This is a genomic window from uncultured Anaerococcus sp., assembly GCF_963510915.1.
Classification (GTDB): domain Bacteria; phylum Bacillota; class Clostridia; order Tissierellales; family Peptoniphilaceae; genus Anaerococcus.
This window is the reverse complement of sequence record NZ_CAUPHG010000057.1, coordinates 1-11533: the sequence shown is the minus strand read 5'-3', so window position 1 is coordinate 11533 and position 11533 is coordinate 1. Positions and strand designations below refer to the sequence as shown.

Below are 11533 nucleotides of genomic sequence, written 5' to 3'. Positions count from 1 at the left end.
ACCAAGCCCAATCAGTAAATATCTACATCACCACAGAATACACCATGAGACAGATACTAAATGTTTACCTAACAGCTTGGGAAGCAGGAGTAAAGTGCATTTACTATGTGAGGGGAAAATCACTAGAAGTGGAAGAGTGTGATACTTGCTCCGCGTAGGATTTATCCAAGATAAATAAATTTTTGGGAGGGCTCCCAAAAGCCCTCCTTTTTTTCAATCCGAGATTGACTGCATCTATTATATTTTCTCAGTCATTAACATGACTGCTCCGTATCTGGGGGAACCCCAAGGGACCTTCCGCAGGGTCCCTCACTGGGTTCCCCCAGGCCCCCTTTCCGCTACACCCCCGAGCGGCTCCTTAGCGGAGTGCGGGTAAGGAAGCTTGCCTTTTCGACAAGCTTTTTTATTTAGAGATAATTACCTTGTTTAAGAGTATGTATCTCCCCACAGATTTCTAATCATCGGGTTGCTAAAAATCGCAAACTCGCTACGCTCAAACAAGTGATTTTCTTAACGCAATCCTTGATTAGAAATCTTTACCTGATAAAGAAGATAATTAGTTTCGAAGTTCTAGGATTTGCCAGGCTCGTTTGGCTTTAGCCAAACATTGCTAAATTAGTTTTATCTTTCTTATACGAAGAGTTAAAAACTTAAGACCTTGTATTTTTGTAAATGAAGGAGGCGTCAAAAAATTTGATTGTTTGAGCGATAGCGAGTTATCAAATTTTAGCCGACTGAATGTCAAAAAAGTCAGAAAATAGTCCAACATGAACGAAGGAACCTCTATATTAATAGTTTGCCGAAGGCAAACACATTATTCCCCGAGAGGGGTCGCCCGGAGGGGGTCTAAGGGGGAGCGGGTTGGGGAACGTGCGAAACGTTCCCCTGGGCTCCCCCTTTGTACGGAGGGGTCATGTAGATGACCTTTAATCAATATAAGATAAAAATAATCTTGAATTAAGAAAAATGATAACTTATTTCGGATAAGAAGAAAAAGATACTTTATCTCTGATAAAAACCATAATAATCTGGTATAATAATATTATAAGAATACTTCATCTTGGATAAAAAATATTTTGTCTTGGATGGAAAAAAGGAGTTTATTTTGTTAATTTTATTTATAGCCAATGCTATTTCATTGTTTTTGATGAGCAATTTTATCAGCCATATTTCATTTGACAAGACTTCGGCGCTTATTATTACAGCGATTGTTTTGACCTTGCTTCAGAGAGTGGTTGAGCCTATTCTTAGGTTTTTTGCCTTTCCTATCACTTTTTTGACCTTGGGTTTATTTTCTCTTGTAATCAGTGCCTTTGTTTTATATTTGGCTTTTAAATTTGTTGATGGGGCCCACATTGATTCCCATTTATTTAGTTTGGTTTTTGCATCTATAGTTTTATCAATAGTTTCATCTATTGTATTAAATATCATTTCCTAGGAGGTAGAGATGGAAGAAAGTAAGAGAAAAGAAGTCGAAAAACGTGGTATTTTCAATGAAAATGGAGATATTGACCTTGCTAAGAGAAAGATTATTCAAGGTAATACCACAAATCTAAACGATTTTAACAACCTAAAATACACCTGGACATCCGATTGGTACAGACAGGCCATGAACAATTTCTGGATACCAGAAGAAGTAAATCTAAATCAAGATATCAAAGATTATAGGAATCTTGATCAGCACGAAAAAAGAGCCTATGACATGATTATTTCATTTTTGACTTATCTTGATTCTATACAGACAGCTAATTTGCCAAACCTACAGACCTATGTAACTGCAAATGAGATTAACCTTTGTTTGTCAATTCAGACCTACCAAGAGTCAATCCATTCTCAGTCTTATTCTTATATCCTTGATACAATTTGTTCACCAGAAGAAAGAACAAGGATTTTATACCTCTGGAAGGAAGACGACCACCTCCTAAGACGTAATGAATTCATCGGTGACCAATACAACGAATTTTTGGAAAGAGACAATGAATTCCAATTTGTAAAGGCCTTAATTGCCAATTATATCCTTGAGGGAATCTATTTCTATTCAGGATTTTCTTTCTTCTACAACCTAGGGAGAAATGGCAAAATGCCAGGAACTGTCCAAGAAATTAGATACATCAACAGGGATGAAAATACCCACTTATGGCTATTTAGATCTTTGATTAACGACCTTAAAAAGGAAAGACCAGACCTCTTCACACCAGAAGCTACCCACATCTACAGGGAAATGCTAAAAGAAGGAGTTCGCCAAGAAATTGAATGGGGCAAGTACGCTATAGGTGATAATATAGCAGGGCTATCCACAAACATGATTGAAGATTATATCAAATATCTAGGCAACCTTCGTGCCAAGGGACTTGGTTTTGAACCACTATTTGAGGGCTATACAGAAATTCCTCAATCAATGAAATGGGTAGATGAGTATTCAGATCCAAATGCTGTAAAGACTGACTTTTTTGAAGCAAAAGTAACAGCCTACTCTAAATCATCAATAATTGAAGATGACCTATAAAAATAAAACCAGAGCATATTTTGCTCTGGTTTTGTCTTAGATAGTTGAAATTAATATAATAAAATACCAAAACAAGATAAGCGAGATATTGTACTTATCATATTTGGTTTTTCTTTTCAATATGAATCTCCTGTAGAGATAGATTAAGATATTTATTATTAGAATAATAGTTAAAATTTTACGCATGTTTAACTCCTTTATTTATATTAGGTCTGACCTTGTTTCATGTGAAACATTATTTTTTAATCGATTCTTTTATTGAATCAGCCATGGAAATGGCGAGGGACTTGTTGGCGATTGGACCTACTACTATTATTGTGAGGTAGGTATTTTTTCTTTTTATGACAAATTTTTTGCCTGTTAGGGTATTCTCTTTCATGTAGAGCCTAATTTCACCATCTAAGATTCCGTCTTTTAGGCTGACCTTTCCCATATTTACCAGACAAGTTGGGTAGATTAAATCTCCTGAATTTAGGCTATAGGCATCATAAAGACTTCCGTCAACCTTGTCTTCTTTCATGAGGATAGCACCTATAGCTTCATTATCTTCCCTAGCTAGGAAATATTTAAAACCGTCTCCTTCTTGCTGGAGATTGAAATTTTCTGGAATTTTTACTCTAAGGTCCGCAAACTTTTCTTCCTTGGTTGCAAAAATCGAGAGGCTATCCTTATAGTCTTTAAAAGATTTTTTAACTTCGTAGGCATCATCACCAGCAGCGTAGGCGGTCATTAGGATATCTGCCATAATTTTCCCACCAGCTTTAGTCTTATCTTCTTTGATTACAAAATATACGGTTGAATTATCTGACTTTATAAAAAAGTGGGTGTAGGTAAATTCCTCATCTTTACTGGTAAAATAAGCACTATCGAGATTGGTAAATTTATTTCTAATTGGCTTTGAGCTAATATTTTTATTTAGAACTTTTTCCTTAATTATTTTATCAGCCAAACTTATTAAATCTTCATCATTATCTATCGATTCAAAACTTATTAGGACATTGTAAGATAGGTCGAGTGGGAAATCTATAAAATAAGTGTCGTCTTTTTTGAAAATTGCACACCTATTTGGAATTCTAAAAAAAATATTACCCATCCTTACTTCTTTATTATAATCTAGGTTATCCAAGTCTTTTTTAGGATATGAGTCTGTTTTGGATTTTACTGATGAAGGATAAGCTATGAGTCTTTCACCTGTGTAAAGACTATCGTCTTTCTCAAATTGTTGAACTTGCTCTAGGGCGTAGGTTTCATTTATATTTTTTTCTTCTTGCCTGCATCCGGTTAGAATTAAGAGGATTAGGAGGATTTCTAAACTTTTTTTCATATGGTTTCCTTTTACTTTACAAAATATAAGTCTTATTTTGTCTAGACTATACCCGAATTGGGTAAAAATATGATATAATTTAATTAGTATTAGGGGGTGAATTATGACTGATGACATTTTAAATCAAGTAAAGTCTGCTGAAGAGTCGGCAGATAAGGAGCTTGATTTGGCTAAAGAGCAAGCCTTAAAGCTAATCGAAGAAGCCAAGATTAAAGCTGATGAATCCTACAAAGACGAGGTTAATCGAGCAAAAATCAAAGCTAAGAAACTTATCGAAGAAGCTAAGCTCAAGGCCCTTGAAAAAAGTAAACCAGTGTTAGAAAAAGCAAGAGAAGAAGCAGAAGAAATCAAGAAAATTGACCTAGATAAGGTCTCTAAGACTGTCGATTCCCTTGTAGAAAGGATAGTGAATAATGGCGATAGTTAAGATGAATAAATTTAATCTTCTAAGCTTTGAGGAAAAGCGTAGTAGCCTATTAAATATTCTTCAAAATTTTAACTATGTGCATTTTAACGACCTAGAAGTTAGCGAGGACGAGTCCTATCTAAAAGAAGTTAAAAACGAAAGTAAATTAAATGCCCTTGATGAGAGCTTGGAGAAGCTTGCCTACAGTATTGAAACTGTAAATAAGTTTAATGGTGATATTAAATCAGATCTTAAAAGAATGGACCTTGATAGGGTTTATAAGGCAGGAAGTAATTTCGATTTTAACCTAATTTATGACAAGTTGATTAAGCTAGTTAAAGAAAGGGAAGGCCTGGTTGATAAAAGACAAGGCTTAAGCCAAAAAATTGATGATTTAAGGCCATGGAAGGACATAGATATTAACCTCAATAGCCTCTATGATTCAAAGAGAATTTATGTAGAGACGGGGTCAATTTCAAGTCAATTCTATGACTCACTAAGGAAAACCCTGGTAGAAAACCACCTAGAGGAGTCCTTGGTATATCGTTTTAGCGAAGCTGATAAGTTAAGCTACATAGTGGCCATAGCTTCCCTTGATGATGAAGAAGAATTTAAAGAAATCCTTAGAGAATTTGGTTTTGTGAGGGTTAAGGTTAGGGCAGAAGGTTCTGTTTTAGAAAGTCTTAAATCACTTGAGGCTGAAAAGAAAACAGTAGAATCTCATATAGAAAAGATAGAGGCAGAGATTGCTGATTTCTCTAAGTATATGGAGGATTTTCAAGTCTATAAGTCCTATTTGGGAAATGAAAGAAAGAAGGAAGCTAGCGTTGAATTTTTCTTAAAAACCAAGTCCATGGATGTGATAGAAGGCTACCTACCAACAAGTATGACAGAGAGGTTTAAAAAGGATCTCGGCGAAGTTTTAGGTGATAAATTTATCCTAGATATAAAAGAAGCAGAGAGAGATGACCCACTTGTTCCAATAATCTTAGAAAATAATAAAATAGTAGAACCCTATGAGTCGGTTGTAGAAACCTATGCTTTACCTAAATATAATGAGTTTGACCCATCTTTATTAGTGGCAATCTTTTATACCATATTTACAGGATTTATGATAGGCGATTTAGGTTATGGACTTTTAGGTGTTATAGGAACTATTGCAGCTCTTAAGCTAAAAGATTTTCCAAAGTCAACCGAAAAAATGGTCAAGCTATTTTTGGGTATTTCCCTTTCGGCTTGTGTCTTTGGCTTTATCTTTGGTTCAGTCTTTGGTGGCATCATTGATGTGCCATTTGGTTGGATTGATACCCAAAATGATATAAACACCCTTATCATCATGAGTCTTATAATCGGTGGACTTGCCTTGTTTATTTCCCTTGGTATGAAGGCTTATATGTATATCAGAGATGGCAAGCCAATGGATGCTGTTTATGATGTATTGTTTTGGTATATGGCTGTTGGTGGTCCAATCTACTACGGCTTAAGCAAAAACAAAATTGGCCTCTACCTAATGGGTATAGGTATGGTTGGCATAGTCCTTTTCTCAGGACGTGATGCTAAATCTATCGGAGGCAGGATTGGATCTGGGGTTTATGACCTATACGGAATTACTTCTTGGGTAGGAGACTTTGTATCCTTCCTTAGACTTATGGCCCTAGTTCTATCAGGAGGCTTTGTAGCCTATGCAGTAAACGTAATTGTTAAGATGCTCTTTGACGGAGGCATAGGAGGTATAATAGGCGGAATAATTGTTTTTGTTGTATTCCAATTATTTAATATGTTCCTATCCTACTTGTCAGCCTACGTCCACAGTCTAAGACTAATCTATGTAGAAATGTTTAATAAGTTTTACGAAGGTGGCGGAGTTAAATTTAGAGAAATGTTAGAAGATACTAAAGAAATAATAATTAATAGAGGAGAAAGAAAATGACAGAATTTTTAGTTCAAAACGGCGGAATGGTTTTTGGAGTCCTAGCTATGGCTCTTGCAACATTTTTATCAGGCATGGGAAGTGCTAAGGGAACAGGTATGGCAGGTGAGGCTGCTGCAGCACTAACAGTTGAACAACCAGAAAAATTTGGTAAGGTCCTAGTCCTCCAACTACTTCCAGGTACCCAAGGTCTTTACGGTTTTGCTATTGCCTTCTTTATCATGGGTAAACTAAGCCCAGAGATGAGCTTTGCAGATGGTCTATACTTCCTAATGGCAGCCCTTCCAGTAGCTATAGTAGGTTACTTCTCAGCTGTAAAACAAGCCAAGGTAGCTATAGCTGGTATCAACATCCTTGCTAAAAACGAACCAGAATTCGTTAAGGGTATGATTTATGCAGTAATGGTTGAGCTTTACGCAATCCTAGGATTTGTTATTTCCCTACTACTAGTTATGAGAGCATAATATTAGGATAAGATTATGAATAATCTTGATTTAATATTAGAATCTATAAAAAACAAGGCGGAAGAAGAAAAAAATCAGATATTAGATGAGGCAAAGAAAGAAGCTGAGCAAATTACTAATGAAGCCAAGGAGAGGGCAGCAGAAGAGGTAAAGACAATAATAAGCTATACTGAAAAAGAGTGTACGCTTGTCCAAGCCAATGAAGAGCTTTCTTCAACTCGTAGGGCTCGTGATATAAAAATAGGAGCCAAAAATGAGCTTATAAACCAAGTGATTGCTAAGGTTTTATCTGGTCTTAAAGACTTAGAAAGTCCTGCTTATAAGAGATTTGTTTTAAATAGGCTTGAAAAATTTCCATATTCAAGTGCAGAAATTTTCCTTAAAAAGGGAATGGAAGGCATTTTTGATTCAAGTGAGCTAAAAGGACTTAAAGTTTCAGAAGAGACCACAGACGATGGTTTTATAATAAAAGATGGCAACATCACTTATGACAATTCTTTTTCATCAATAATTGATTATGAGAAAGATGAAATCAAAAAAATAATATCTGACGCACTTTTTACTAAGGAAGAAATATGAAAAGAGAAGACTTCATAGCAGCTTCTACGTCCACTAGGATTTATGAAGATGATCTGCTAAAGGCGCATGACCTTGAAGGACTAAATGACTATGAAAGTTTGAGCGAAGTGTTAAATGCTCTAAATGACTCATCATATGCTAGTGCAATAGCAGAGCTTGATAGGGATGAAGAGTATGAAAAAATCCTGATTAAGGAATTAGTAAAGGTCTATGAAAAAATAGCTGATGTGACTCCTGATAAAAATATCAGCCAGTATCTAATCGAAAAATATAATTTTCATAACCTAAAACTTTTAGTAAAAGAAATTATCCAAGAAGAAGATTATTCCAAAATCTATTCTCCTATGGCAAATGTAGATACAGCCTTTATAAAAAGGGAACTTTTAAAATCCACAGACGAGGAAGAAAACTTTGCTTCTGTTGGGAAAAAAGATGATAGGGAAATTTACCTTGCCTATGCCCAAAAGGCACTTAAAGCCTATGAGGAAAGCCAAAACCCTGCTATGATAGACATATCCCTTGATAAGTCCTATTATGAAAGGGAGCTTGCTCTTGCAGAAGCCACTGAGATAGACTCCTTGCTTACCTATACAAAGGAAGCGATAGATCTTGTCAATATCAAGACCCTTCTAAGAATTAGGGGACAAAAATTAGGACTTGATTATTTAAAAAACGCCCTAATTGATGGAGGAAACCTTGCTAAAGATGATGTTCTTGCCATGATAAGCATGGATGTAAATGAGATTTTATCAAAGACTTCAAGCTTAAAGGTAAATTCCTACCTCAAAAAAAGTTTAGACAGGGATAAAAACGATGCGGAAAATCTTCTTGACCTAGAAAAGGCCATCGATGATCATTTTATGGACTTTGCTAAAAACGCCAAGTCTATGACCTATGGCCCAGAAGTTTTGTTAGGATTTTTGATTGCCAAAGAGCAAGAGATTAAAAACCTAAGGATAATCTTTATCTCTAAGTTAAATTCACTTCCAAAAGACTTTACTAGGGAAAGGTTAAGAGAAACTTATGTATAAAATAGGAGTAATTGGCGATAAGGATTCGATTTTAGCCTTCAAGGCAATAGGAATTGACGCCTTTACAGCCATTGACGAAAAAGACGCAAGTAAACTAATAGATAAGCTTGCCAGTGAGGACTACGGTGTAATTTTCATCACCGAAGCCATGGCAGAGCTTAGCCATGAAACTATAGATAAATACAGAGAATCTATGACTCCAGCTATCATCCTAATCCCATCCAACAAGGGTTCATTAGGAATAGGTCTTGCTGATATCAACCGTTCGGTTGAAAAGGCAGTTGGAGCTAACATTCTAAATTAAAGGAGCTTAATTTGAATATAGGTAAAATTACTAAAGTATCTGGACCACTTATAGAGGCAGAAGGTCTAACCGATGCTAATATCTATGACGTGGTTGAGGTATCAAAGGATAAGCTCATCGGTGAAATAATAGAGATGAGGGGAGATGTCGCAAGTATCCAAGTATATGAAGAGACAACTGGTATAGGTCCTGGTGATGAGGTTAGATCAACTGGTAGACCTCTATCAGTAGAGCTTGGACCTGGTATGCTCGAGAGAATGTACGATGGTATCCAAAGACCACTTGAAAAACTTGAAATGCTTGCAGGAAATTTCCTAGAAAAAGGAGTAACAGCACCAGCCCTAGATAGGGAAAAACTTTGGGAATTTGAACCTGTAGCCAAGGTTGGAGATGACCTTGTAGCAGGGGACATCCTAGGAATTGTAGAAGAAACCACAGTTATTACCCACAAGATTATGGTGCCTTACGGAGTAAGCGGAAAATTAAAAGACATAAAAGCTGGCGAATTTACAGTAGCTGATACAATCGCAGTTATTGAAACAAAAGACGGCGATAAAGAATTAAACATGATCCAATACTGGCCAGTTAGGAAGGGAAGACCAATCAAGGAAAAAATTGACCCTAACGAACCTCTAATTACAGGTCAAAGGGTAATTGATACCTTCTTCCCAGTTGCCAAGGGCGGTACAGCAGCCATCCCAGGACCTTTTGGTTCAGGCAAGACTGTTGTCCAACACCAGATAGCAAAATTTGCTGACGCTGATATAGTAATCTACGTTGGTTGTGGTGAACGTGGCAACGAGATGACAGACGTACTAAATGAATTCCCAGAACTTGTTGACCCAAAAACTGGCGAATCAATCATGAAACGTACAGTCCTAATAGCAAATACATCAAACATGCCTGTAGCAGCCAGGGAAGCATCAATCTACACTGGTATTACCCTTGCTGAATACTATAGAGATATGGGCTATAACGTAGCTATGATGGCAGACTCCACATCTAGATGGGCAGAAGCTCTCCGTGAGATGAGTGGACGTTTGGAAGAGATGCCAGGTGATGAAGGTTATCCTGCTTATCTTGCTAGTCGTGTTGCAGATTTCTATGAAAGAGCTGGCAAGGTAAGAGTTTTAGGAAATAGGGAAGATATTGGTACCCTTTCAGTAATAGGAGCCGTATCTCCTCCAGGTGGAGATATGTCAGAGCCAGTAACCCAGGCTACACTACGTATTGTTAAGGTCTTCTGGGGACTAGATTACGATTTGTCTTACCAAAGACACTTCCCAGCTATTAACTGGTTATCATCTTATTCACTCTACCAAGATAAGATGGATAAGTTCATAGACGGAAACGTAGACGAAGGCTTCTCAACTATGAGAAAACGTGCCATGAGTTTATTACAACAAGAATCAGGTCTTTTAGAAGTAGTAAGGCTTGTAGGACGTGACGCCCTATCTGATGACGATAAGTTAAAATTAAATGTAACCAAGTCAATTAGAGAGGACTACCTCCAACAAAACGCCTTCCACGATGTGGATACCTACTGCTCTTTAGCTAAGCAAGATAAGATGCTAGGCATTATTCTTTATAATTACGATAAGTGTCTAGAAGCCTTATCAAAAGGCGTTGAAATAAAAGAAATCGAAGGCCTTGACGTTAACGAATCAATTTCAAGATTGAAATTAATTAGTGAAGACAATCCAGGAAGATTTGATGAAATCAGATCTGAAATCGACTCAGCTATTAGCAAGCTAATAAAGGAGGCATAGACGGATGTTAAAAGAATATAAAACAGTAACAGAAGTAGTTGGCCCTCTTATGCTTGTTGAAGGCGTTGAGGGAGTCAGCTTTGAAGAGCTAGTTGATATCAAACTTCAAACTGGCGAACACAGAAGGGGCAGGGTTATAGAAATAAACAAGGACCGTGCCATGGTTCAGCTTTTTGAAGGATCAAGCGGTATCAACCTTGAATCTACATCAGTAAGGTTTTTAGGTAGACCTCTAGAGCTTGCTGTAAGTGAAGACATGATTGGTCGTGCCTTTAACGGTCTAGGTGAAGCTATAGATGATGGTCCAGAAATAATTCCTGAGGACAAAAGGGATGTTAATGGTACAGCTATAAACCCTGTTTCAAGAGACTACCCATCAGAATTTATCCAAACAGGTATTTCAACCATAGACGGCCTAAACACCCTTGTAAGGGGTCAAAAACTTCCAATCTTTTCTGGAAACGGTCTGCCACACAACCAAGTAGCAGCCCAAATTGCTAGACAAGCCAAGGTTTTGGGAGATGACGAAGGCTTTGCGGTAGTCTTTGCTGCTATCGGTATCACCTTCGAAGAAGCTCAATTTTTTATGGATGACTTTAAGAAAACAGGAGCTATTGACCGTTCAGTTTTATTTATAAACTTAGCTGACGATCCTGCTATTGAACGTCTTTCAACACCAAAGATGGCTCTTACTTGTGCAGAATACCTAGCCTTTGAAAAAGACATGCAAGTATTAGTAATCATGACAGACATGACCAACTACGCTGAGGCCCTTCGTGAAGTATCTGCAGCCCGTAAGGAAGTACCAGGTAGACGTGGTTACCCAGGCTACCTCTACACAGACCTTTCTACAATCTATGAAAGAGCAGGTAAACTTCGTGGCAAACCAGGAACAATTACACAAATTCCTATTTTATCAATGCCAGAAGATGACATTACCCACCCAATTCCAGACCTAACAGGCTATATAACTGAGGGACAAATCATCCTAAGTCGTGACCTTTATAACCAAGGAATTGCGCCACCTGTATCTATTCTTCCATCCCTATCAAGGCTAAAAGATAAGGGTATAGGAAAGGGCAAGACTAGGGAAGACCACGCAGATACCATGAACCAAATCTATGCAGCCTACGCCTCAGGTGTGGATGCAAGAGAACTGCAAAAAATCCTAGGTGACTCTGCTTTGTCAGATGCAGACCTAGCCTTTGCTGAATTTGCCA

At 37.3% G+C, this 11533-nt stretch carries 12 protein-coding genes; 11 read left to right on the top strand and 1 reads right to left on the bottom strand.

The window, feature by feature from the left end; genetic code table 11:
• From RQ893_RS05985 to RQ893_RS05975, 3 genes are all read left to right on the top strand, one after another.
• Positions 1-158: hypothetical protein (locus RQ893_RS05985; protein ID WP_311482141.1), on the top strand; the 158-nt coding region annotated here is incomplete at its 5' end.
• A gap of 947 nt (positions 159-1105) precedes the next feature.
• Positions 1106-1438 (top strand): phage holin family protein, encoded by a 333-nt coding sequence (locus RQ893_RS05980; RefSeq protein ID WP_311482140.1) that lies wholly within the window; start codon positions 1106-1108, stop codon positions 1436-1438.
• 9 nt (positions 1439-1447) lie between these two features.
• Positions 1448-2506 (top strand): ribonucleotide-diphosphate reductase subunit beta, encoded by a 1059-nt coding sequence (locus RQ893_RS05975; protein ID WP_311482139.1) that lies wholly within the window; start codon positions 1448-1450, stop codon positions 2504-2506.
• Positions 2507-2741: 235 nt separating this feature from the next.
• Here the strand turns inward: RQ893_RS05975 and RQ893_RS05970 are convergent, their stop codons facing one another.
• Positions 2742-3830 (bottom strand): hypothetical protein, encoded by a 1089-nt coding sequence (locus RQ893_RS05970; protein ID WP_311482138.1) that lies wholly within the window; start codon positions 3828-3830, stop codon positions 2742-2744.
• 103 nt (positions 3831-3933) lie between these two features.
• On the opposite strand from RQ893_RS05970, the gene RQ893_RS05965 reads away from it, so the two are divergent.
• From RQ893_RS05965 to RQ893_RS05930, 8 genes are all read left to right on the top strand, one after another.
• Positions 3934-4257 (top strand): hypothetical protein, encoded by a 324-nt coding sequence (locus RQ893_RS05965; RefSeq protein ID WP_311482137.1) that lies wholly within the window; start codon positions 3934-3936, stop codon positions 4255-4257.
• On the top strand, positions 4244-6166 hold the full coding sequence (locus tag RQ893_RS05960; protein ID WP_311482136.1) for a V-type ATP synthase subunit I: 1923 nt from the start codon (positions 4244-4246) through the stop codon (positions 6164-6166). Before RQ893_RS05965 ends, RQ893_RS05960 begins: the two co-directional genes overlap by 14 nt.
• Positions 6163-6630, top strand: a complete 468-nt coding sequence (locus RQ893_RS05955) for a V-type ATP synthase subunit K (protein WP_311482135.1) — start codon at positions 6163-6165, stop codon at positions 6628-6630. Before RQ893_RS05960 ends, RQ893_RS05955 begins: the two co-directional genes overlap by 4 nt.
• A 15-nt stretch (positions 6631-6645) precedes the next feature.
• Positions 6646-7209 carry a V-type ATP synthase subunit E gene (locus RQ893_RS05950; protein WP_311482134.1) on the top strand — a complete coding sequence of 188 codons (564 nt, stop codon included), beginning with the start codon at positions 6646-6648 and terminating at the stop codon, positions 7207-7209.
• Positions 7206-8240: a V-type ATPase subunit gene (locus tag RQ893_RS05945; protein ID WP_311482133.1), complete on the top strand. Its 1035-nt coding sequence runs from the start codon at positions 7206-7208 to the stop codon at positions 8238-8240. Before RQ893_RS05950 ends, RQ893_RS05945 begins: the two co-directional genes overlap by 4 nt.
• On the top strand, positions 8233-8544 hold the full coding sequence (locus RQ893_RS05940) for a V-type ATP synthase subunit F (protein ID WP_311482132.1): 312 nt from the start codon (positions 8233-8235) through the stop codon (positions 8542-8544). The genes RQ893_RS05945 and RQ893_RS05940 overlap by 8 nt, the downstream gene beginning before the upstream one ends.
• Positions 8545-8555: 11 nt before the next feature.
• Positions 8556-10313 (top strand): V-type ATP synthase subunit A, encoded by a 1758-nt coding sequence (locus RQ893_RS05935; RefSeq protein ID WP_311482131.1) that lies wholly within the window; start codon positions 8556-8558, stop codon positions 10311-10313.
• 4 nt (positions 10314-10317) lie between these two features.
• Positions 10318-11533: V-type ATP synthase subunit B (locus RQ893_RS05930; protein WP_311482130.1), on the top strand; the 1216-nt coding region annotated here is incomplete at its 3' end.